A 21,967-nucleotide genomic window follows, 5' to 3' on the forward strand; every position below is an offset into this window, starting at 1 on the left:
CTCGCGGCCCCAATGGCGTACCCCAACCCCCCCCCCCCCCCCCCCCGCCCGCGGGGGGGGGTTGTCGGGGTGCCCCCACCCCCACCCCCCCCCCCCCCCCGCGCCGGCTGACCTGTAGGAGCGAGCTTGCTCGCGAACAAAGTCCACCAGCAGCTCCGGCGCTGGGCGGTTCGCGAGCAAGCTCGCTCCTACGAAAAGCAGTGCTCCGTTGACCTCGCTCAGCACGCGCAAGCCGCGGATTTCCTAGAGTGGCGGCCTTTATCCACAGCCCGCTCCGCCACCATGTCCCACACCCCGTTTTCTCCCGAACTGCTCTGCCCCGCCGGCTCGCTGAAGAGCCTGCGCCACGCCTTCGCCTATGGCGCCGACGCCGTCTATGCCGGCCAGCCGCGCTACAGCCTGCGGGTGCGCAACAATGAATTCGACCACGCCAACCTCGCCATCGGCATCAACGAGGCCCATGCACTCGGCAAGCGCCTGTACGTGGTGGTGAACATCGCCCCGCACAACGCCAAGCTGAAGACCTTCCTGCAGGACGTCGAATCGGTGATCGCCCTCGGGCCGGATGCGCTGATCATGTCCGATCCCGGCCTGATCATGCTGGTTCGCCAACATTTCCCCGAGGTTGATATCCACCTCTCCGTACAGGCCAACGCCGTGAACTGGGCCAGCGTGGAGTTCTGGCGCCAGCAGGGACTCAAGCGGGTGATCCTGTCCCGCGAGCTGTCGCTGGAAGAAATCGGCGAAATCCGTTTACGCGTGCCCGGCATGGAGCTGGAAGTCTTCGTCCACGGCGCGCTGTGCATGGCCTACTCCGGGCGTTGCCTGCTGTCGGGCTACATCAACCGCCGCGACCCCAACCAGGGCACCTGCACCAACGCCTGCCGCTGGGAATACCAGACCCACGCCGCCCATGAAGACGAACTGGGCCACGCGGTGCGCAACGTCGAACCAGCCCTGGGCATCGGCGCGCCGACGAAGGAGATCGTTCTGCTCGAAGAAGCCAACCGCCCCGGCGAGTTGATGGACGCCTTCGAGGATGAGCACGGCACCTACATCCTGAATTCCAAGGACCTGCGCGCCATCCAGCACGTGCAACGATTGACGCAGATGGGCGTGCATTCGCTGAAGATCGAGGGACGAACCAAGTCCCACTACTACGTCGCGCGTACCGCCCAGGCCTACCGCAAGGCCATCGACGATGCCGTCGCCGGGCGCGCCTTCGATCTCGGCCTGATGGATACCCTGGAGTCCCTCGCGCACCGTGGTTATACCGAAGGCTTCCTGCGCCGCCATGTGCACAACGAATACCAGAACTACCAGTACGGCCATTCGCTGTCCGAGCGCCAGCGGTTCGTCGGCGAGTTCACCGGCGAGCGACGCAACGGCCTGGCCGAAGTGCGGGTGAAGAACCGCTTCGAAGTGGGCGACAGCGTCGAGCTGATGACCCCGGCGGGCAACCGCACCTTCCACCTGCCGGCCCTTGAGAACACCCGCGGCGAGTCCATCGACGTCGCGCCCGGCGATGGGCATGTGGTCTACCTCCCGGTGCCCGAGGAGCTGGACCTGCAATACGCGCTGCTGATGCGCAACCTGAAGGGCGGCAGTACCCGCGATGCGCGGGAACCGGCGGCGGCCGGCGGTTGCGGGAATGATTGCGGCAAGTGCGGGTGTGACGGCTGAGTCCTCTGCCGGCGGAAAGCTATCGCGGACGGAGTCCGCTCCTACCTGAAATATCGTTCCGGGAGCTTGCCCTCTCCCCAGCCCTCTCCCTGAAGGGAAAGGGAGCTGTCCGTGCCGGCTGACACTTCCGTATCAACCTGCACTAGACGGTCCCCTCTCCCTTCAGGGAGAGGGAAAATTCCAGCCACGAACTTTCAGAGAAAGGCAGTCGCCCCTACCCAAGGCTGAACACCCTGCCGGGGGAATGCGCCGCCATAGCCAAACCGCCGGCGTGCGTAGGAGCGGACTCCGTCCGCGATCGGCCCACCGCCCGCACCAACGTCACGGATGCTCCAGACCGTAGGGCGCATAACCCGGAACGGGTTATCCGCCGGGATGGCGGATAACGCCCGCGGAGTTATCCGCGAGCCCGCCCCACCGCAGAGGCAAACGTAGGATGGCGTGGAGCGCAGCGATACCCATCAATCCCGTGGACCGGCAGCATGCGCTCCACCCATCCTACAAAGAGCTCCGGGCTTGGTCCCAACGGGCTCACGGGTTCTGCAGGAACACCACATACCCCCTGAACCACCGGCTCTTCGCCAGGTAGTCCGGTGCCTGCCACTGCCCGTACTGCGCCAGGCCGATGCGGAAGGGCAGTTGCAGGCGCGCCACGCGCGGAAGGTAGGCCCGGTAGTTGGGGATGGTCTGGCGCCCCTGGTAGGTCTGCACCACCACCTCGTCCACCACGCCGGCCAAACGGTTGATGGTCTCCGGCGCCGCGTTGCTGCCCCAGTCCATCAGCCCGGTGATGCTCAGCTTGCAGCCCGCCGGCAGCCGCTTGCGCAGATCCTGCAGGAAGTCGACGTATTCGTGCAGGTAGCGCGTGCGCGCATCGAAGTCGATCTGCACGCCCACCACCGGATTGCCGGCGGCGCGCCAGCGGCGCAGTTGCGACAGCAGGGTGCGGTAGATCTCCTCGTTCCAGCGCAGGGTGTGGGCGCGGTAGACCACCCACACTTCGCCCTGCTTCAGGCGCGGGATGGCGATGCCCTGGGCGATCAGCCGGGCGCGGCCGTCGCTGTAGCGCGGCGCACTGATCTGTCCTTGCAGCACATAGAGAGTACGCGCCTGGGCCAGCACCGGCTGGGGCGAGACGCCGCTCCAGAGCCAGAAGGCGTCGTGGTCCGCGGCGTCCACGCCAGCCGCCAGGGCGTTGCCCGCGAGCAACGCCAGCGCCAGCGCCAGGACGCGCCGCACGGGGCTTACCAGTAGTACTTCAGGGACTTCGCCCAGGGCGTGGCGGCGTACTGCCCCTTGAGGGTGCGGAACCACTGCTTGCGCTGCGACGGGGCGATGTCCTGGCTGCCGCAGCCGTTGTAGCCGCTGGGCGCGAAGCAGTTGATGGCGCGGAACAGCGCGTAGGCGCGGTCCTCTTCCACGGCCTGCTTGTCGGCGATGACCTTGAGGTAGCCGTCCATGCGCGAATAGGGCGTTCCGGCGAACAGCGATTCGCCGCCGCCCAGCTCGCGCTCGCTGGGCTGGGTGTCCAGCGGGAAGCCGTCCAGGCCGTTGCGCAGGATGAACTCGCCCAGGCAGTTCAGCGCCTTGGGCGGCTGCGGGTTCTGCAGCAGGTCGCGGGCGACGTCGACGATGGCCGGGCATTCGTAGCCGCTGTCGTTCTTGCCGCCCGGCCACTGGAACAGCGACAGCGGCATGCTGCCGTAGAGGTAGCCGATGCTGGCGCCCAGCGGCTTGCCGCTGCCGTCGGTGGGCAACAGCGCGAGGTCGTCGATGTAGGCCTGGTACTGGCCGTGCAGCAGGTCCTTGTAGAGCAGGGCGAACAGCGCGGTATCGCGCTCCTCCACCGAGACGCCGGTGGATTTCGCCTGCTGGCGCAGCAGGTCGGGGCCGGCGACGTGGCGCAGGAGGATTTCACGGATGATCGGCGTGCGCACCGGCGAGCCCTCGGCGAACACCTTCACCAGGCGGTCGCTGCGCTCATAGTTGAAGGCCAGCGCCAGCTCCAGCTGCTCGCGCTGCAGCGGCTGCTCGGCGAGCGGCAGCAGGCGCAGCCAGAGCTTCTCGGCGGCGATCCAGTCGTTACCGGCCTCCAGGGCGAAGCCGCGCAGGGTCTGCTGGCTGAAGGCGAGGTAGTCGAGCTTGGCCGGCACTTCCTCGGGCAGGGCCTTCAGCGCCTCGGCGGGCTTTTCCTCGACGTACAGCTGGTAGGCCGCGGTCAGGTAGTCGTGCAGGCCGGGGTACTTGGCGAACAGGTCCTTCTGCGCGGCCAGGCCGGCGGCGTCGAGGGCGCGCGGTTCGTTGGGTTCGTGGTGGCGCATCTGCATCAGGTCGAGCACCGCCAGCAGGCGTGCGTCGCGCACATCGGCCGGATGCGCGGTGACCAGCAGCTTGTTGTCGACTTCCTGCATCAGTTGCGGCAGATCGTCGGCGTCCTCGCGGGCGAACAGCTCGGCGTACTCGCCGGCCAGCCGGCTTTCATCGCTCATCAGCCAGTAGACGCGGCGCGTCAGCCCCTTGGCCGAGACAGCGTAGCGACCCTGTGGATAAGCCTTGAGGTAATCGCCCAGCGCGGACTCGGCCTGGGCGAGGATTTTCTTGTCGACCTTGCGCAGGTCCGGGTAGCCCATCTCGTCGAAGGCGTTCTGCTGCGCCTGGTTGAGCAGCGCGCGGGCAACCATGTAGCGCGAGGTTTCCTTCAGCCAGGGCTGGTCGCTGTCCTGCAGGGCGCGGAAGGATTTCAGCGCCTCGCCGAAGCGGCCGCTGTAGAAATCCGCCGCGCCCTTGAGGTAGCTGCGGTAGGCCTTGGCCTGCGCGCTTTGCAGGTCGCCCGGCAGCAGCACGCTGAGCTGGGTTTCGTCCCACTGGCAGGCACCCAGCAGAGTCAGGCGCGCGCCGGCCAGGCCCTGGCGCTCGCCGGCGGAAAGGCCGTCGACCAGCAGCAGCTGGCGGAGGAAGTCCTGGGCGGTGGCGGCGTTGTTGCTGCGGCAGCGGCTGCCTTCGCCGCTGGCGAAGCTGTCGGCGGAGGACTGCACGGCATCCGCCGGCAGGCCGATGCGCGCGGCGAGGTCGGCCAGCGGCGCGGTGCTGGCAGCGCTGGAGCTGTCGGTCGAGTCTCCTGGCGCTGAACCTTCCAGCCAGCGTGCCAGCGGGAAAGGCACCTGGCCGTAGCCCAGTTGCTGCTCGTCATCGGTCAGCGCACGGTTGGGAATGCTCGCCTGGCCCGCGTCGGCCAGCAGCAGCTGCAGGTTGACCCGGCTGTCGTTGCCGGGGCTGAGGAACGGCAGGCTGTTGCACACGTCCAGCGTGTCGCGCTTGAGGTTCCAGCTCGGGTAGCAGGAGTCGTCGCTGCTCGCGCGCGCCTGCTGCACGCCAAGGCAGCCGGTGATCAGGGCCAGCAGGGTCAGTCCGTACAGACGCATGAAGGATCCTTGTCCGTGGGTGCCCGCACGCCGGGCCGGAAATCAGAGCAGGAAGAATCTTACCTCGCCGCGCCCGGTCTTGCCCGCTTGCTTGGGTACAAGACTGTAAACGCGACCTACCGCACAACAGGGGCTGCGACACGTTGTCCAGCTGGATTCTTCTTTGTTCCGGCTCAAAGAAGGAATCTGCCGACCGGGTATTTCTCTAGCCAACGACAGTTCGTCGATTACGGAGAGTTACCCATGCTTGATCAGGAAGATATTTCGCTTTCCCGCCGCAGCCTGCTGGCCGGCGCCGTGGTCCTGGGCGTGACCGGCAGTCTGCTCGGCAGCGGCAAGGCCCTCGCCGACGGGGAGGCAGCGCCGAAGAACATGGGTCCGGCCGCGGACCTGTCGAAGCTGGAGCACGTGCAGGTCGAGCTGGTCGCTCCGCCTTTCGTGCATGCCCACGAACAGCGCGCCAGGGGCAAGCCCAAGGTCGTGCAGTTCCGCATGGTGATCGAGGAGAAGAAGCTGGTCATCGACGACGATGGCACCGAGATCCACGCCATGACCTTCAATGGCTCGGTGCCCGGCCCGATGATGGTGGTGCACCAGGACGACTACCTGGAGCTCACCCTGGTCAACCCGGCGAGCAACACCCTGACCCACAACATCGACTTCCACGCCTCCACCGGCGCCCTGGGAGGCGGCGCGCTGACCCTCGTCCAGCCCGGCGAGGAAGTGAAGCTGCGTTTCCGCGCGACCCGCCCCGGCGTGTTCGTCTACCACTGCGCTCCGGGCGGCGCGATGATCCCGTGGCACGTGGTCTCGGGCATGAACGGCGCGATCATGGTGCTGCCGCGCGACGGCCTGAAGGACCGCGAAGGCAAGTCCCTGAAGTACGACAAGGTGGTCTACATCGGCGAGCAGGACTACTACGTGCCGCGCGACAAGGACGGCAACTTCAAGCGCTACGCCACACCAATGGAAAGCTACAACGACATGCAGCAGGTCATGAAGGGGCTGATCCCCAGCCACATCGTGTTCAACGGCAAAGTCGGCGCACTGACCGGCAAGAACGCGCTCAAGGCCAACGTCGGCGAGACTCTGCTGATCGTCCACTCCCAGGCCAACCGCGATACCCGCCCGCACCTGATCGGCGGCCACGGCGACCACGTCTGGGCCACCGGCAAGTTCCACAACCCGCCCGAGCAGGACCTGGAAACCTGGTTCATCCCCGGCGGTGCGGCTGGCGCGGCGCTGTACACCTTCCTGCAGCCGGGTTTGTACACCTACCTCAACCACAACCTCATCGAGGCCGTGCTGCTGGGCGCCGCGGCGCACATCCAGGTCGAGGGCCAATGGAACAATGACCTGATGAGCCAGATCCAGCCACCGGCTGCCATCAAGTAAGCCCGAGGCCGGTCCATGCGGGCCGGCCCTCTCCCGATAATCCCTACCGGCGACCGGGCAAACCATGCGCAAGACCCTCCTGATCGGCGTTCCCCTCGCACTGCTGCTGGGCGGGGCCTTCCTCCTGCTGCGGCCGCAGTACGCACCGGAACTCGCGCCACAAACCGTGACGCTCGGACCTCGCGACTTCGACTTCCGCCCGGCCGGCGATTACTGGCTGGAGAAGCGCGCAGTGGATGCGCCTTCGCAACGTGAGCATCTGTCCCCGCGCTTCGAAGTCATGAAGTTCCAGGTCAGCCAGGGCGAATACGCCCGCTGCGTGGCCGAGGGCGTTTGCCTCGCGCTGGATAGCGGCGCCCCCAGCGACGACCTGCCACTGACCGGCGCCAGCCTGCTGGACGCGCAGCTCTACGCCGACTGGCTGTCCCGGCGCACCGGCCAGCAATGGCGGTTGCCAACCGACCGCGAGTGGGCCTTCTTCGCCGGTTCGCGTTGGACCGACGACGCCCTGCGCATCGAAGACGACGACGGCAGCAACCCCGCCCGGCGCTGGCTGGCGCGCTACCGCCTGGAAGCGGAAAGCCGCACCAGCGCCTCGGCGCAACCCCAGCCGCGCGGCCGGCATGGGCTGAACGAATACGGCGTGGCCGACCTGGGCGGCAACGTCTGGGAATGGACCCAGAGCTGCCACCAGCGGGTCAACCTCGACGCCCAGGGCGCCCAGACCCACCGCGCCGAGTACTGCTCGATCCGCATCGCCGAAGGGCGCCACCGCGCGGCGATCAACGATTTCGTCCGCGATGCCCGTGGTGGCGGCTGCAGCGCCGGGCAACCACCGGACAACCTCGGATTCCGCCTGGTCAGAGACATCCCTTGATTCCCCTCAAGTTTCGCCGCAGCGCATAACCCTTATGCTGCGGCGAGCCTTCGGGAAGCATTGCCGTGACCGCCAACCTCACCCTCAATCGCGCCTGGCTGGGCAACTTGCCGCCCTTCGCCAACAGCAGCCGCGAGGAACAGGACGACATCCTCCGCCAGGCCAGCCTCCTGCGCCTGAACAGCGGCGCGGCCGTATTCGAGCAGGGCGCGCCGGCGACCAGCTTCTACCTGCTGGTGCACGGCCGGCTGAAAGCCACCCAGCTCACCGGCGACGGCCAGCGCGTGCTGGTGCGCGTGGTCAATCCGGGCGACCTGTTCGGCTTCGTCCGCGCCCTCGGCCGGCGCGACTATCCGGCCACCGCCACTGCCAGCCAGGACAGCCTGGTCCTGGCCTGGCCCACCAGCCAGTGGGAACCGCTGCTCGCGCGCCACCCCGGCTTCGCCCTGAACACCGTGCAGGCCATCGGCGAGCGCCTGCAGGAAGCCCATGTGCGTTTCTGCGAGCTGGCCACCGAAGAAGTCGAACGGCGCGTCGCCCATACCGTGCTGCGCCTGGTGCAGCAGTCCGGCCGCCCGGAGGCCGACGGCATCCGCATCGATTTCCCGGTCACTCGCCAGGACATCGCCGAGATGACAGGGACCACCCTGCACACCGTGTCGCGCATCCTCAGCGCCTGGGAAGATCGCGGCCTGGTCATCGGCGGCCGGCAGAAGCTGCTGGTGTGCAACCCGCAGCAACTGATGCGGGTGGCCGGCGGCGACGAGCGGGAAGCGGCGCTCGAGGGCGCTTGACTGCAATCAAGGAGCCCGGCGCGCACCTTTCCCTAGACTCACCGCCACCACCCTCAGATTGACGGCCACCCTGCGGCCGCCGTGCCCACTTCACCCGAGGCCCGCCATGACCGACAACCTCACCGACCGCACCCTGAGCGACCTGGCCTTCAGCCTGCCGGGCAGTTGCGCGCTGTTCCACGACTACAAGCTCGACTTCTGCTGCGCCGGCCAGCGCAGCCTGGGCGAAGCCGCCGACGAACAGGGCCTCGACGCCCAGCGCATCGCCGCCGAACTGCAGTCGCTGCCCCCTGCCAACGACCAGATCGACTGGCGCCTGACCAGCAACGACCAGCTGATCGACCACATCCTCGAGCGCTACCACAAGGTCCACCGCGAGCAGCTGCCGGCGCTGCTCCCGCTGGCCGAGCGCGTCGAGAGCACCCATGCCGCGCATCCGCAATGCCCCACCGGGCTGACCGCGCACCTGAAGAAGATGCAGGAAGAGCTGGAATGGCACATGTGCAAGGAGGAAAGCGTGCTGTTTCCCTGGCTGCGCCAGGGCGTCCCGCTGACCCACGTGCAGGGCCCGATCGGCGTGATGCGCCACGAGCACGACGAACATTCGCAGTCCCTCGCCGCACTGGCCGACCTGACCGACGACCTCACCGTGCCGGCGGATGGTTGCAACCGCTGGCGCCGTCTCTACAGCGGCCTGGAAGAGCTGCGCCGCGACCTGATGCAGCACATCCATCTGGAGAACAACCTGCTGTTCCTCGGCGCCAACCACCCGGCCTGAGCGCAGGCCCAAAGCCGGAGGGCGACCAGTGACAGCTTGTCTCACCTTGCAGCCCAGCGGCAGCGCGCATACTGGCGGGATTGTCCCCGCCCAGGAGCGCTCCGCCATGCTCGCGCATCGCGTCCACCACCAGATTCTGTGCGGCCACCACCTGTTCAACGTGCTCAACGAAGAACAGCTGGAGCAGTTGCTCGCCACCAGCACGCTGCTCAACCTGGAGAAAGGCGACAAGCTGTTCCTCCAGGGCGAGCCGGCCCACGCCTTCTACTTCGTGATTGCCGGGGCCGTGAAGATCTATCGCCTGACCCCGGAGGGCCAGGAAAAGGTGCTGGAGGTCGTCGGCAGCCGGCAGACCTTCGCTGAAGCCATGATGCTGATGGACACCCCCGACTACGTGGCCTCGGCCCAGGCGCTGGAGCCCACGCAGGTCTACCGCTTCGCCAACCGCACCTACATGGAGTTGCTGCACAGCAACCCGCAGCTGCCCTTCTCCCTGCTCGCCACCCTTTGCGTACGCCTGCACCGGCGGATCAACGAGATCGAGACACTGTCGCTGAAGAACTCCACCCACCGCGTGGTGCGCTACCTGCTCACCCAGCTCAACCGCCAGGGCGGCGAGGACCGGCGCTTCGAACTGCCGATGGCCAAGCAACTGGTGGCCGGGCACCTGTCGATCCAGCCGGAGACCTTCTCCCGCGTGCTGCGGCGGTTGATCGACGAGCACATCATCGACCTCGACGGGCGTCACGTGCAGGTGCTCGACGTCGCGCGGCTGGAACAGTTCGAGTAAGCCATGCGCCACTGCCTGTACTGCCAGCACGAGAGCCCCGAGGACGCTGCGGACTGCCCGCAGTGCGGGATGCCCCTGCCGGTGCACCAGCAGCTGGCGAAGCAGCGCCGGCTGCGGCGCTTCGCCTGGTATTGCGCGTTTCTCGCGATGTTCTGCGGGGTGATGATGGTGTGGTTGCCGCGCTAGGCTTCATATCGGCGCGCCTTCAGTAGGATGGCGTGGAGCGCAGCGATACCCATCGACGATCTCGCCGGCTCCCATTGATGGGTATCGCTGCGCTCCACCCATCCTACGGACCTGACTCCCGTCCTTTACCGTTACCCGAAAACTCCCTGTAGGGCGCTAACGCCCAGGCGTTATCCGCCGCGGCGGATGAAGCGTTCCGCTTCATTTGCCCTACGTTCCGACCGCCAAAACCGAACGCCCCGCACCAAACTGCTTTTCGTAGGAGCGAGGGGGACGCCTAGTTCTTGCTCGCGAACCGAACACCGCAGTGGGGCTCTGTTCGCGAGCAAGCTCGCTCCTACATTAAGAGCTGCTATCCCTGGCGGCGGGTGAGTTGCCGGTAGAGCTGTGGTAACCGCACCGGCAGCTGCGCCGGATCATTGATCAACAGATAACCCTGGCTGCCGAACAGGTGCGGCAGGTAGTCCGCCGCCTCGCGGTCGATGGTGATGCAGAACGGCACCAGCCCCGCGCGGCGGGCCTCCAGCACCGCCTGGCGGGTGTCCTCGACGCCGTAGCGTCCCTCATACAGGTCCAGGTCATTGGGCTTGCCGTCAGTAAGGATCAGCAGCACGCGCTGGCGCTCCTTGCGCTCCAGCAGGAGCTGCGTAGCACGGCGGATCGCCGCGCCCATGCGCGTGTAGTAGCCCGGCCGCAGCGCGCGGATGCGCCCGCGCACGGTGTCGTTGTAGCGTTCGTCGAAGGTCTTCAATTGCATCAGGCGCACCTGCTGGCGGCGCAGCGAGGAGAATCCGTACAGCGCGAAGCGATCACCCACCGCCTGCAGCGCCTCGCCGAACAGCAGCAGGCTGTCGCTGATCAGGTCGATCACCCGGTGCTCGTTGTCGATGTGCGCGTCGGTGGACATCGACAGGTCCGCCAGCAGCAGGCACGCGAGGTCGCGACGGGTCTGCCGGCGTTCGAGGAACAGCCCAGGCTCGCTGCAGGCGCCCAGGCGCCGTTCGACGCTGAAATCCAGCCAGGCTTCCAGGTCCAGCTCCGCGCCCTGGGGTTGCCGGCGCAGCCACTGCGGTTGTTGGCGCAGGCTCTCGAATTGCCGGCGCAGGCGCCGTGCAAGCGGCGCCAGGGCATCCGGCAGCGGCGCCGGCAAGGCATCGCGTGGCAGCATCGGTTGCAGGCAGACGTAATCATCGACCAGTTGCTGGCGACGGTAATCCCATTCCGGCAGGCGGATGCCCTCGCCCAGCGGTACGTCGTCGAAGTCGGCGGCCGGCAAATCGAGATCGAGCTTCAGCCCGCCGCCCTTCTTCTGCCGTTGCCGGGACAGGCTCAGGTGATCGAGGTCGTCGGCGACCTTCGCCGCATCCAGGTCCTCACTGTCGTCGCCGGCGCGATCCAGTTCGATGTGCTCGGACCAGCTGAACAGGTTCTCCAGGCGGAACAGCAACAGGCCACCGCGGCCGGGGTCCTGCTCGACCCGTTCCGCGCGCTTGCGCGCCAGGCCCGAGGCTTGGCTGTGGGGGGAGCGGCCCTGCTCGTCGCCGTCGATAAGGTCGGTGTGCTGCGGCGCGGCCAGGCGTTGCGGTGGATAGAGCCAGAGCGGCACCGGCCAGGGGGCCTTTTCACTGCGCGGCAGGCGCTCGACACTACCCGGATCACGCAGCGCCCGTTGCAGCGCCAGTTCCAGCTCCGCTTCGGCCGGCGGCAGGTCGCCGGCATCCGGACGCAGGCTCTGCAGCGCGTCCACCAGCCGGCGGTAGCGCGGGCGCAACAGGGGGTAGCGTTCCAGCAGGGCGCAGGTCCAGGCCTGGTTGTCGCGCGCCCAGTGGCGCATTGGTTGGCTGTGGGCGGCGAGCAGCGCCAGCCAGCGGTAGAGTTCGCGGTTCAGCTCGGCGTCGGGGTAAACCGCCAGCTGCGCGGGCAGGCGCAGGGAGTCGGCGTCGAACCAGGCCACCGGCAATTGCTGGCAGGTGCCGGCCACCTGTTGCAGCAGGCTGCGCCGCACCAGCAGTTCGCGGACGCTGGCGGCCTCCACGCCGACCCCGGCTTCGCCGCCGGTGCCGCGGAACAGCAGCAACAGGCTGCGCCGCACTTCCTCCAGGCTTACTGCCGCCTCCTCGAACTCCGGGCTGGCGCGGCGGGTGATGAAGCGGTGCCAGGCGCGGCCGAAGCCTTCTTCGATTTCGAGGTGGATGGGCATGGCGCCTCCATGGGGGAATAGGTTCAGGGAGGCACGGCGCCAAACGCCACGCCGGACCAGTCCCCTCTCCCTTCGGAGCGGGGCGCGTAGCCAGGGTTAGGGAGAGAGTGCTACCGGCCACTCCGGCGCTAGGTTCGGCCCTCTCCCCCGCCCTCTCCCTGAAGGGAGAGGGAGCTGAAAGCGCTGTCGGTGGGTTCACAGCGCTCCGGCAGGCTCCGTAAACGCCCCAAAGGGCCCGCCGCCAAGCGGACGAGCCCGAGTGGACGGTATCGATCAGCCCACCTGCGCCACACCGGCGGCAACGGCCACGCGGCCGCGCTGGCGGAAGCTCAGCAGGTAGCAGATCAGCCCGATGAAGAAGCCGACTCCGGAGTACAGGCGCAGCCAGAAGAAGATCTTCAGCTGATCGACCGTGGCCATGAACGGCAGGGCGGCGCCATCGGCGGGCATGCGTTGCAGCCAGACTTGGACGATGCCGGCGGCGGTGAGCATCAGGGTGATCAGCAGCATGGAGATGGTCATCAGCCAGAAGCCCCAGATCTCCAGGCTCTGCGCACGGGCGTCAGGCGCTTCGCCGATGCCCCGCAGGCGCGGCATGGCGTAGCTGATCATGGTCATGACGATCATCGCGTAGGCGCCGTAGAAGGCCAGATGCCCGTGGGCGGCGGTGAGCTGCGAGCCGTGGGTGTAGTAGTTCACCGGAGCCAGGGTGTGCAGGAAGCCCCATACGCCGGCGCCGAGGAAGGCGGTCACGGTGGTGCCCAGGGCCCACAGCGCGGCGGCCTTGTTCGGGTGCTCGCGGCGGCGACGGTTCACCATGTTGAAGGCGAACAGCACCATGGCGAAGAACGGCAGCGGTTCCAGCGCGGAGAAGATCGAGCCCAGCCACAGCCAGACCTGCGGCGCGCCGATCCAGAAGAAGTGGTGGCCGGTGCCGATGATGCCGGTGATCAGGGCCATGGCGATGATCACGTAGAGCCATTTCTCCACGACCTCGCGGTCGACGCCGGTGATCTTGATCAGCACGAAGGCCAGCATCGCGCCCATGATCAGTTCCCACACGCCTTCCACCCACAGGTGCACGACCCACCACCAGTAGTACTTGTCGCGGGAGAGGTTTTCCGGGTTGTAGAAGGAGAACAGGAAGAACACCGCCAGGCCCACCAGGCCGGTCATCATCACCACGCTGACGGCGGTCTTGCGGCCCTTGAGCAGAGTCATGCCGATGTTGAAGAGGAAGCCCAGCGCCACCACCACTATGCCCATCTTGGTAATGGTCGGCTGCTCGAGGAACTCCCGGCCCATGGTCGGCAGCAGTTCGTTGTGGGTCAGCTTCGCCAGGCCCGCGTAGGGCACCAGCAGGTAGCCCAGGATGGTCAGCACGCCGGCGACGGCGAATATCCAGAACAGCACGATGGCCAGTTTCGGGCTGTACAGCTCGCGGTCGGCCTCTTCGGGGATCAGGTAGTAGGCGGCGCCCATGAAGGCGAACAGCAGCCAGACGATCAGCAGGTTGGTGTGCACCATCCGCGCGACGTTGAAGGGGATCGCCGGGAACAGGAAGTCACCCACCACGTACTGCATGCCCATGATCAGCCCGAAGACGATCTGCCCGACAAAGAGCATCAGGGCGAACACGAAATACGGCTTGGCCACCGACTGCGAGGCGAATTTCAGATACGGATTGCCCGGGTTCATGCTCAACCCTCCTTGTTCGGCGGCCATTGGTTGGTGTCGATCTTCGATGTCCACAGCAGGAACGCGGCGAGGTCGGTGACCTCCTGGTCGCTCAAGTGGAACTGCGGCATCTGCCGGCGGCCGGGCACGCCCAGCGGCTGCATCTTCATCCAGGCGGCGAGGAAGCTGCCGAAGGCCGCGTCACCGCCGCGGCGGATGGCGACGTTGCCCAGCTCCGGCGCGAAGTACGCGCCTTCGCCGAGGATCGAGTGGCAACCCACGCAGTTGTTCTGCTCCCACACCAGCTTGCCGCGCACCACCGATTCGGTGAGCTCACTCTGGTTGGTGCGCTTGGGGAAGGTGGTTTCGGTGTGATAGGTCAGCGCGAGGAACACCAGGAAGAAGAAAACGCCTCCTCCCAGGTAGATGTTCCTCGCCATCCCTTTGGTAAATGTCTCTGACATGGGCCCTCCTAGGTCATGGTCGGAGGCCATTGTAGGAAGCGTCCTAGGACGTCTCGCTTGATGGCAATCAAGAAAGACCAATGCTTCCAGTCAGGTATTTTTCCAGATAAAAATCAGTGGGTTGCGTGCAGAGCGAGGATCACGCCGGTGACTATCAGCGGCCAGCCGAGCAGCAGCGATTGCCACAGGCGCGGGCCGTGGTTCAGCTCCATGAAACGCAGCGCGATGATCCAGGCCTTGCCCAGGCCGAACAGCAGGATCGCCGCCACCGGCAGCAGCATGTCCGGCGCGTGGTGACCGAGCCAGACGGAAGCGACGGACATCGGCAGCATCGCCAACCAGGCGAGCAGCAGCGTCTTCATGAGCCGGGCGCCAGCACGTAGACCAGCGGGAAGAGCGCCACCCAGACCAGGTCGACCATGTGCCAATACAACGTTCCGGACTCCAGCCCGCCCAGGCTATCGCTGCGGTAGGCGCCGCGCAGGCAGCGCAGGGTCATCCAGCCGAGGATCGCCAGCCCCAGCAGCACATGCAGGAAGTGGAAGCCGGTGACCAGCCAGAACAGGGTGAAGAAGGTGCTGTGTTCCAGATCCAGCCCGCGCGCGGCAAGGTGCTGGTATTCGCCGGACTTGAGCACCACATGGGCCAGCCCCAGCAGCACGGCAGCGCCCAGCAGTGCGGCCGCGCGGCGTTGCTTGCCCTGGCGCACCTGCTCCACCGCCAGCGCCGCGCAGAAGCCGGCGGTGAGCAGCGTCAGGGTCAGCGCCAGGGCTGTGGACAGGTCCAGTTGCGCGCGGCCGGCGCGGAAACCTTCGACATCCAGGTGCTGGGTCACGGCGAAGACGATGATGAGGATGGCGAAGACGGTCAGCTCGGCGAGGATGAACAACCACATCGCCAGGTCGCCCGGCAGGCGCCGGACGCTGAGCGCGGCTTCAGGCGAAGTGGACATCGACCAGGTCCATCAGCGCGGCGACCGTGGCCTCGTCGTCCGACAGCGGCTCGGCGAGCCCGGCGCGGCAGGCGTCGCGCGGTGCCACGCCGGCCTGCAACAGGCGCGCGGTGAGCACCAGCAGGCGCGTCGAGCAGACTTCTTCCAGCTCCTGCCGCCCCAGCCGGCGCAGGGCCACGCCCAGTTGCGCCAGGCGCTGCGCCAGCTCGGCGGAAGCGCCGGCCTCGCGGGCGATGATGCCGGCTTCCACCTCTGGCGCGGGGTAATCAAAGCGCAGGGCGACGAAGCGCTGCCGGGTGCTGGGTTTCATGCCCTTCAGCAGGTTCTGATAGCCGGGGTTGTAGGACACCACCAGCATGAAGCCCGGCGGCGCCACCAGGGATTCGCCAGTTCGCTCGATGAACAGCTCGCGGCGATCGTCCGCCAGCGGGTGCAGCACCACCACGGTGTCCTGGCGCGCCTCCACCACCTCGTCCAGGTAGCAGATGCCGCCTTCGCGCACCGCGCGGGTCAGCGGGCCGTCCTGCCACCAGGTGCCGTCGCTGCCGATCAGGTGGCGGCCGACCAGGTCCGCCGCCGACAGGTCGTCGTGGCAGGCCACGGTGTACAGCGGCAGGTTCAGGCGCTGCGCCATGTGCTGGACGAAGCGCGTCTTGCCGCAGCCGGTCGGGCCCTTGATCAGCACCGGCATGCCCTGGGCGGCGGCATGGGTGAACAGCGCCACCTCGTTGCCGCTCGCCTGGTAGAAGAGCGACTCGATGTTCTGGGCGGGGGCGTTCATGGCGAGGAAATCTCTGTAGGAAGTTTCGGTAGGCAAACTAATCAGCCAGGTCCACTCCCTCAAGCGCGCCGAGAGGAGTTCTTGATTGCCATCAAGCCGGGGCCGCTCGGGCCGCTCCTAGAATCGCCACGGAAGCCGGGCGGGAAGCCGGCGAAAACGATCGGCGCCTCGAAGCGCCAGCCTGTGAGGAGAGACGTTCATGAACAAAGCCCTGGTTGCCCTGCTGTTCGGCGGCCTGCTGGTGCAGACCAGCGCAATGGCCAGTACCGGCGAGGAGCTGTTCAAGGCCAAGGCCTGCGTGGCCTGTCACGCCGTCAACAAATCGGTGGTCGGCCCGGCCTTCAAGGAAGTGGCGGCGAAGTACGGTGCCGAGGGCGTCGCGCACATCAGCAACAGCATCAAGACCGGCAGCAAGGGCGTGTGGGGGCCGATCCCGATGCCGGCCAACGCCGTCAGCCCGGACGAGGCCAAGACCCTCGCCGAGTGGATCGTCACCCTCAAGTAACTCCGCGCCAGCCAATGCCCTGCGCGACCGGCACGCTCAGAGCCGGTCGCTTCTCTCCAGCAACGCCAGGCAGGCCTCGGCCGGCACCGGCTGGCTGATCAGGTAACCCTGGATCTCGTCGCAGCCGTGGGCGCGCAGGAAACGCAGCTGCTCGGCGTGCTCGACGCCCTCCGCCACCACTTTCAGTTCCAGGCTGTGCGCCATGGCGATGATCGCGCGGGTGATGGCCGCGTCCTCGCCACGCTCGGACAGGTCGCGGATGAAGGTCTGGTCGATCTTCACGTAGTCCACCGGGAAGCGCTTCAAGTAGCTGAGCGAGGAGTAGCCGGTACCGAAGTCGTCGATGGCCAGCTTCACGCCCATCTCGCGCAACTGGCGGAAGGTCATGGTGACACTCTCGACGTTGTCCAGCAGCTGGCTTTCGGTGAGTTCCAGCTCCAGCAGGTGCGGCGGCAGCCCGGTGTCCTCCAGCACGGTACGCACCAGGTCCACCAGGTTGCCGGTGCGCAGCTGATGCACCGAGAGGTTGACCGATACGCGCAGCTCGCGGCCCTTGAGTTGCCACGCGCGCGCCTGCTGGCAGGCACGGCGCAGGACGAACTCGCCGATGGCGCCGATCAGCCCGGTCTCCTCGGCGAGGCCGATGAAATCGCCGGGCGGGACCATGCCCATCTCCGGGTGGCGCCAGCGCACCAGCGCCTCGGCGCTGTCCAGGCGCTCATTGGCGAGGTTCAGCTTGGGCTGGTAATGCACATCCAGCTGGCCTTCGTCGATGGCCTTGCGCAGGCGGGTTTCCAGCTGCAGGCGTTCCAGGGTGCAGGCCTGCAGGTTGTCGGTGAAGAACTGGAAGGTATTCCCGCCCAGGTGCTTGGCGTGCTGCATGGCCATGTTCGCCTGGCTCATCAGCGCAGAGATTTCCCAGGCGTTTTCCGGCAGCAGGCTGATGCCCACCGAGGCACTGATCATCAGCTCGTGGCCACCGACGGTCATCGGCGTGCGCAGCTTGGCCAGCAGGCGGCTGGACAGCCGCGCCAGCGCGGCGAGGCTGGCGTAGGAGTCGATCAGCACGGCGAACTCGTCGCCCGAAAGCCGGGCGATGGTGTCGGCCTCGGGCACAGTCTGGGTCATGCGCCGCGACATCTGCCGCAGCAGCTGGTCGGCGACTTCGTGACCGAGGCTGTCGTTGAGCAGCTTGAAGCGGTCCAGGTCGATCAGCAGCAGCGCCGCGGTGCGGCCTTCCTGGCGCGCGCGCTGGCTGGCCTCGTGCAGGCGCTCCTTGAACAGCGTGCGGTTGGCCAGCCCGGTGAGTTCGTCGTAGTGCGACAGGTAGCGCAGGCGCTCCTCGGCGTCGCGGCGGGCGGTGAGGTCGGCGAAGAAGCCGACCACGTGGGCGACCTGCCCGCGGCCATCGCGCACCACGTTCAGCTGCAGCCACTGCGGGTAGAGTTCGCCATTCTTGCGCGTCTCGATCAGCTCGCCCTGCCAGGTGCCCTGGCGCTCCAGCTCGGCGCGGATCGACTGGTAGCGGCGCAGCGCCTCCGAGGAGCCCATCAGGCGCGCGACGTTGTGCCCCAGCACTTCCTCGCGGCGATAGCCAGTGAGGCGGGTGAAGGCCTCGTTGAGGGCGATCAGCCGGTAATCCGGGTCGAGGATGATGATGCCTTCGCTGGCGGCCTCGAACACCGTGGCGGCCAGACGCTGCTCTTCCTCGCGCAGCTTGCGCGGGGAAATGTCGGCGCGAGTACCGACCATCCGCGTGACCTGCCCGCGACCGTCGCGCTCCATCACCCGGCCGCGATCCTCGACCCAGACCCAGTGGCCATCGGCGTGACGCACGCGGTACTCGATGCGGTAACCATCGGTGCGGCCCTTGAGATGCTCGACCAGCGCCCGGCGCAGCAGCGGGAGGTCGTCCGGGTGCAGGCGCGGGCGCAGGTCGTTGCGCACGCTCTTCACCGCGTCCTGGGTGATCCCGAAGATTTCCTCGAGGTGCGAGTGGTGCACCTCGTCGGTCAGCAGGTTCCAGTCCCACAGGCCCAGCTCGCTGGCTTCCAGCGCCAGGGCCAGGCGCGCTTCGGTATGACTGAGCTGGGCGCTGCCTGCCTCCACCCGCTCCTGCAGGGCGTCGCGGGCGCGGCAGAGTTCGCGTTCGGCGCGGCGGCGCTGCTCGACTTCGCGCTCCAGGTCCTGGTTCAGCGCCTCGGTCTGCGCCTTGGCGCGCTCCAGGTGCGCCACCAGCGCCTGGGCCTGGAATCGCCGCAGCAGGCCGACGTGCACCACCCGGTGAATCTGCCAGGCCACCACCAGCAACGCCGCCAGCAGGATCACCCCGAGCACGCCCCAGCCCTGCTGCAGCGGGTTATCGCTGATCAATAAATAGGCAATTGACGGGAACAGGCAGGGCAAGGCGAAGGTAAGAAACGCCGGCAGGCTGACCGCGTAGGCGACGCTGGCGGAGAGGATGGCCGCGGCGATCAGGCCGAAGACCAGGGATTGCTGGAGGAAGGCATCCGGCGGCACCAGGGCGATGGCGGCAAACGCCAGGGTCAGGCCGGAAGCCCCGGCGCCGAACAGGAAGGTGCGCTGCCAGTGCGGGCTGGCCTGGCGCTCGGCAGGAGCGGCATTGAACGCGGACACCTGGATCAGCCGCAGCACGGCCAGCAGCACCAGCGAAACCAGCCAGCCGGCGAGCAGCCCCGGCTTCACGTAATCCCACAGCAGCCCGGCGCAGGCCAGGCCGTTGAGCAGCATGAGCAAAGTCGGCACCCGCGAGCCCTGGTAGAGCAGGCGCGTGCATTCGACGGCAATTTCGTGAGCGTACTGCTGGCGGATCTCGGCATGGCTCACCGGGATCGCCGAAGGCTCTACATAAGCAGTCATAGGCGTTTTTCTTGTAGGTGTCAGGCCTAGGCGTCGGCGGAGCATACCCGAGGAGATAGCCCCACCCAAGCAGGATGATGGCAATTGGCTGGCCGCCCGCCCAACTTTCGTCGGGAAGACGCCGGACGGCGGGCGGGTTTGCCGGGGAAAACCGCCCGTCGGTAGAATGCCGACCCATGAACGATGACATCTCCTACCTGCTCAACTCCCTCAATGACCCGCAGCGCCAGGCCGTGGCCGCGCCGCTGGGGCGCCAGCGAGCACGCGCTGGCGCCGGGTCCGGCAAGACCCGTGTGCTGGTGCACCGTATCGCCTGGCTGATCCAGGTCGAGAACGCCTCGCCGCACAGCATCCTGGCCGTGACCTTCACCAACAAGGCCGCCGCCGAGATGCGCGCGCGGATCGAGCAGTTGCTGGGGATCAACCCGGCCGGCATGTGGGTCGGCACCTTCCACGGCCTGGCGCACCGCCTGCTGCGTGCGCACTGGCAGGAAGCCGGGTTGCCGGAGAACTTCCAGATCCTCGACAGCGACGACCAGCTGCGCCTGGTCAAGCGCGTGGTGCGCGAGCTGGGCCTCGACGAGCAGCGCTGGCCGCCGCGCCAGGCGCAGTGGTTCATCAATGGCCAGAAGGACGAGGGCAACCGCCCGCAGAACATCCAGGCGGGCGGCGACCTGTACCTGGCGACCATGGTCAGCGTCTACCAGGCCTATGAAGAAGCCTGCGCCCGTGCCGGCGTGGTGGACTTCGCCGAGCTGCTGCTGCGCTCGCTGGACCTCTGGCGCGACCGCCCGAGCCTGCTGGAGCACTACCAGCGGCGCTTCCGCCACATCCTGGTGGACGAGTTCCAGGACACCAACGCCGTGCAGTACGCCTGGCTGCGCTTCCTCGGCAAGGGCGGCGAGAGCCTGATGGTGGTGGGCGACGACGACCAGTCGATCTATGGCTGGCGCGGCGCGAAGATCGAGAACATCCAGCAGTTCGGCGATGACTTCGCCGGCACCGAGGACATCCGCCTGGAGCAGAACTACCGCTCCACCGGCACCATCCTCAAGGCCGCCAACGCGTTGATCGCCAACAACAGCGGGCGCCTGGGCAAGGAGTTGTGGACCGACGGCTTCGACGGCGACCCGATCACCCTGTATTCGGGCTTCAACGAGCACGACGAGGCGCGCTACATCGTCGAGACCATCGAGGATGCCCTGCGCAAGGACGGCCTCAAGCGCAGCGAGATCGCCATCCTCTACCGCTCCAACGCCCAGTCCCGCGTGCTGGAAGAGGCGCTGCTGCGCGAGAAGATCCCCTACCGCATCTACGGCGGCCAGCGCTTCTTCGAGCGCGCCGAGATCAAGAACGCCCTGGCCTACCTGCGCCTGATCCGCCTGCGTGACGACGACGCCGCGCTGGAGCGGGTAATCAACGTGCCGCCGCGCGGCATCGGCGAGAAGACCGTCGAGGCGATCCGCAACGCCGCGCGCCACAACGGCACTTCGATGTGGCGTGCGATCAACGACGTGATCGCTGCCAAGGCCGTGGCCGGCCGCGCCGCCAGTGCGCTCAACACCTTCCTGGAAACCGTCGACCTGCTGGCGGTGAAGGTGGAAGGGCTGCCGCTGCACCAGATGACCCAGATCGTCATCGAGCAGTCCGGCCTGATCACCTACCACAAGGAAGAAAAGGGCGAGAAGGGCCAGGCCCGGGTGGAAAACCTGGAAGAACTGGTCAGCGCCGCCCGCGCCTTCGAGAACCCGGACGACGAGGACACCCCGCCGCTGGTGGCCTTCCTCGACCACACGGCGCTGGAATCCGGCGATACCCAGGCCGACGCCTTCGAGGACAGCGTGCAGCTGATGACGCTGCACAGCGCCAAGGGCCTGGAATTCCCGCTGGTGTTCCTGGCCGGCGTGGAAGAGGGCCTGTTCCCGCACAAGATGAGCCTGGAAGAGCCCGGCCGTCTGGAAGAGGAGCGTCGCCTCGCCTACGTGGGCATCACCCGCGCCATGCACCGCCTGGTCATGACCTACGCGGAAACCCGCCGCCTGTACGGCAGCGAGACCTACAACAAGGTCTCGCGCTTCGTGCGCGAAATCCCGCCGAGCCTGATCCAGGAAGTACGCCTGTCCAACTCGGTGAGCCGTCCGCTGTCGGGCAACCAGCGCAGCGGCAACCTGTTCAGCGGCGCCAGCGTGCCGGACACCCCCTTCAGCCTCGGCCAGTCCGTGCGCCACCCGCTGTTCGGCGACGGCGTGATCCTCAACTTCGAAGGCTCCGGCGCCCAGGCCCGGGTGCAGGTGAACTTCGACAGCGAGGGCAGCAAGTGGCTGATGATGGGGTATGCGAAGCTGGAGGCGATCTGACGCTGCTTTGCTCTTCGTAGGAGCGAGCTTGCTCGCGAACCTCCCAGCGCAGGACCGTAGACCGTAGGGCGCATAACCTGGGACAGGTTATCCGTCGGCACTTCGGCGGCGGATAACGCTGGCGCGTTATTCGCCCTACGACCTGGAGGCCATCTGAAAGCCCTTTGTAGGAGCGGGGGGGGGGGGGGGGGGGGGGGGGGGGCGCGGCCGCCGGCGGGGGGGGGGG

The 21,967-nt window shown here is 67.3% G+C and carries 18 protein-coding genes; 9 read left to right on the forward strand and 9 right to left on the reverse strand.

Going from position 1 to position 21,967, the window contains the following annotated elements:
- Nucleotides 1-282 precede the first annotated feature (282 nt).
- Nucleotides 283-1,683 carry a tRNA 5-hydroxyuridine modification protein YegQ gene (yegQ, locus tag ACCC94_RS15575; RefSeq protein ID WP_413350393.1) on the forward strand — a complete coding sequence of 467 codons (1,401 nt, stop codon included), beginning with the start codon at nt 283-285 and terminating at the stop codon, nt 1,681-1,683.
- Between the two features lie 531 nt (nt 1,684-2,214).
- Here the strand turns inward: yegQ and ACCC94_RS15580 are convergent.
- Complete coding sequence (locus tag ACCC94_RS15580; protein ID WP_413350394.1) at nt 2,215-2,922, reverse strand: DUF3142 domain-containing protein; 708 nt, start codon at nt 2,920-2,922, stop codon at nt 2,215-2,217.
- A gap of 5 nt (nt 2,923-2,927) precedes the next feature.
- Nucleotides 2,928-5,105 carry an outer membrane assembly lipoprotein YfiO gene (locus ACCC94_RS15585; protein WP_413350395.1) on the reverse strand — a complete coding sequence of 726 codons (2,178 nt, stop codon included), beginning with the start codon at nt 5,103-5,105 and terminating at the stop codon, nt 2,928-2,930.
- Nucleotides 5,106-5,348: 243 nt separating this feature from the next.
- Between ACCC94_RS15585 and nirK the strand changes: the two genes are divergently transcribed.
- The 6 genes from nirK (at nt 5,349) to ACCC94_RS15615 (ending at nt 9,925) form a co-directional block, all read left to right on the forward strand.
- Nucleotides 5,349-6,500, forward strand: coding sequence for a copper-containing nitrite reductase (gene nirK / locus ACCC94_RS15590; RefSeq protein ID WP_413350396.1), 1,152 nt, complete (start codon nt 5,349-5,351; stop codon nt 6,498-6,500).
- Nucleotides 6,501-6,564: 64 nt separating this feature from the next.
- Nucleotides 6,565-7,377, forward strand: coding sequence for an SUMF1/EgtB/PvdO family nonheme iron enzyme (locus ACCC94_RS15595; RefSeq protein ID WP_413350397.1), 813 nt, complete (start codon nt 6,565-6,567; stop codon nt 7,375-7,377).
- 65 nt (nt 7,378-7,442) lie between these two features.
- Entirely contained in the window at nt 7,443-8,171 is a 729-nt protein-coding gene (locus tag ACCC94_RS15600) for a Crp/Fnr family transcriptional regulator (protein ID WP_413350398.1), read from the forward strand.
- Between the two features lie 106 nt (nt 8,172-8,277).
- A complete protein-coding gene (gene ytfE, locus ACCC94_RS15605; RefSeq protein ID WP_413350399.1) occupies nt 8,278-8,949 on the forward strand; it encodes an iron-sulfur cluster repair protein YtfE in 672 nt (223 codons plus the stop codon).
- 106 nt (nt 8,950-9,055) lie between these two features.
- Nucleotides 9,056-9,739, forward strand: coding sequence for a Crp/Fnr family transcriptional regulator (locus tag ACCC94_RS15610; protein ID WP_413350400.1), 684 nt, complete (start codon nt 9,056-9,058; stop codon nt 9,737-9,739).
- Between the two features lie 3 nt (nt 9,740-9,742).
- On the forward strand, nt 9,743-9,925 hold the full coding sequence (locus ACCC94_RS15615; protein ID WP_413350401.1) for a protein DnrP: 183 nt from the start codon (nt 9,743-9,745) through the stop codon (nt 9,923-9,925).
- 352 nt (nt 9,926-10,277) lie between these two features.
- Here ACCC94_RS15615 and ACCC94_RS15620 read toward each other — a convergent pair whose 3' ends face one another.
- The 6 genes from ACCC94_RS15620 to ACCC94_RS15645 form a co-directional block, all read right to left on the reverse strand.
- Nucleotides 10,278-12,125, reverse strand: a complete 1,848-nt coding sequence (locus tag ACCC94_RS15620) for a nitric oxide reductase activation protein NorD (RefSeq protein WP_413350402.1) — start codon at nt 12,123-12,125, stop codon at nt 10,278-10,280.
- 273 nt (nt 12,126-12,398) lie between these two features.
- A complete protein-coding gene (locus ACCC94_RS15625) occupies nt 12,399-13,823 on the reverse strand; it encodes a cbb3-type cytochrome c oxidase subunit I (RefSeq protein WP_413350403.1) in 1,425 nt (474 codons plus the stop codon).
- Nucleotides 13,824-13,825: 2 nt separating this feature from the next.
- Complete coding sequence (locus ACCC94_RS15630) at nt 13,826-14,266, reverse strand: c-type cytochrome (protein ID WP_413350404.1); 441 nt, start codon at nt 14,264-14,266, stop codon at nt 13,826-13,828.
- A gap of 113 nt (nt 14,267-14,379) precedes the next feature.
- On the reverse strand, nt 14,380-14,628 hold the full coding sequence (locus ACCC94_RS15635) for a cytochrome C oxidase subunit IV family protein (protein WP_413350405.1): 249 nt from the start codon (nt 14,626-14,628) through the stop codon (nt 14,380-14,382).
- Entirely contained in the window at nt 14,625-15,218 is a 594-nt protein-coding gene (locus ACCC94_RS15640) for a cytochrome c oxidase subunit 3 (protein WP_413350406.1), read from the reverse strand. The genes ACCC94_RS15635 and ACCC94_RS15640 overlap by 4 nt, the downstream gene beginning before the upstream one ends.
- Complete coding sequence (locus ACCC94_RS15645; RefSeq protein ID WP_413350407.1) at nt 15,202-15,999, reverse strand: CbbQ/NirQ/NorQ/GpvN family protein; 798 nt, start codon at nt 15,997-15,999, stop codon at nt 15,202-15,204. The genes ACCC94_RS15640 and ACCC94_RS15645 overlap by 17 nt, the downstream gene beginning before the upstream one ends.
- A gap of 199 nt (nt 16,000-16,198) precedes the next feature.
- On the opposite strand from ACCC94_RS15645, the gene ACCC94_RS15650 reads away from it, so the two are divergent.
- Nucleotides 16,199-16,504 (forward strand): c-type cytochrome, encoded by a 306-nt coding sequence (locus tag ACCC94_RS15650; RefSeq protein WP_413350408.1) that lies wholly within the window; start codon nt 16,199-16,201, stop codon nt 16,502-16,504.
- A gap of 36 nt (nt 16,505-16,540) precedes the next feature.
- Here the strand turns inward: ACCC94_RS15650 and ACCC94_RS15655 are convergent, their stop codons facing one another.
- Nucleotides 16,541-19,384, reverse strand: a complete 2,844-nt coding sequence (locus ACCC94_RS15655; RefSeq protein ID WP_413350409.1) for an EAL domain-containing protein — start codon at nt 19,382-19,384, stop codon at nt 16,541-16,543.
- Nucleotides 19,385-19,560: 176 nt separating this feature from the next.
- On the opposite strand from ACCC94_RS15655, the gene uvrD reads away from it, so the two are divergent.
- Entirely contained in the window at nt 19,561-21,741 is a 2,181-nt protein-coding gene (uvrD, locus tag ACCC94_RS15660) for a DNA helicase II (RefSeq protein ID WP_413350410.1), read from the forward strand.
- Nucleotides 21,742-21,967: the final 226 nt, after the last annotated feature.

It is taken from the genome of Pseudomonas sp. Pseusp97 (assembly GCF_047304025.1).
Classification (GTDB): domain Bacteria; phylum Pseudomonadota; class Gammaproteobacteria; order Pseudomonadales; family Pseudomonadaceae; genus Pseudomonas.

Coding starts and splice junctions, on each gene's coding strand:
- yegQ (WP_413350393.1), top strand. CDS start 283: ATGTCCCACACCCCGTTTTCTCCCGAACTGCTCTGCCCCGCCGGCTCG.
- ACCC94_RS15585 (WP_413350395.1), bottom strand. CDS start 5,105: ATGCGTCTGTACGGACTGACCCTGCTGGCCCTGATCACCGGCTGCCTT.
- nirK (WP_413350396.1), top strand. CDS start 5,349: ATGCTTGATCAGGAAGATATTTCGCTTTCCCGCCGCAGCCTGCTGGCC.
- ACCC94_RS15595 (WP_413350397.1), top strand. CDS start 6,565: ATGCGCAAGACCCTCCTGATCGGCGTTCCCCTCGCACTGCTGCTGGGC.
- ytfE (WP_413350399.1), top strand. CDS start 8,278: ATGACCGACAACCTCACCGACCGCACCCTGAGCGACCTGGCCTTCAGC.
- ACCC94_RS15610 (WP_413350400.1), top strand. CDS start 9,056: ATGCTCGCGCATCGCGTCCACCACCAGATTCTGTGCGGCCACCACCTG.
- ACCC94_RS15615 (WP_413350401.1), top strand. CDS start 9,743: ATGCGCCACTGCCTGTACTGCCAGCACGAGAGCCCCGAGGACGCTGCG.
- ACCC94_RS15620 (WP_413350402.1), bottom strand. CDS start 12,125: ATGCCCATCCACCTCGAAATCGAAGAAGGCTTCGGCCGCGCCTGGCAC.
- ACCC94_RS15625 (WP_413350403.1), bottom strand. CDS start 13,823: ATGAACCCGGGCAATCCGTATCTGAAATTCGCCTCGCAGTCGGTGGCC.
- ACCC94_RS15630 (WP_413350404.1), bottom strand. CDS start 14,266: ATGTCAGAGACATTTACCAAAGGGATGGCGAGGAACATCTACCTGGGA.
- ACCC94_RS15635 (WP_413350405.1), bottom strand. CDS start 14,628: ATGAAGACGCTGCTGCTCGCCTGGTTGGCGATGCTGCCGATGTCCGTC.
- ACCC94_RS15640 (WP_413350406.1), bottom strand. CDS start 15,218: ATGTCCACTTCGCCTGAAGCCGCGCTCAGCGTCCGGCGCCTGCCGGGC.
- ACCC94_RS15645 (WP_413350407.1), bottom strand. CDS start 15,999: ATGAACGCCCCCGCCCAGAACATCGAGTCGCTCTTCTACCAGGCGAGC.
- ACCC94_RS15650 (WP_413350408.1), top strand. CDS start 16,199: ATGAACAAAGCCCTGGTTGCCCTGCTGTTCGGCGGCCTGCTGGTGCAG.
- ACCC94_RS15655 (WP_413350409.1), bottom strand. CDS start 19,384: ATGACTGCTTATGTAGAGCCTTCGGCGATCCCGGTGAGCCATGCCGAG.
- uvrD (WP_413350410.1), top strand. CDS start 19,561: ATGAACGATGACATCTCCTACCTGCTCAACTCCCTCAATGACCCGCAG.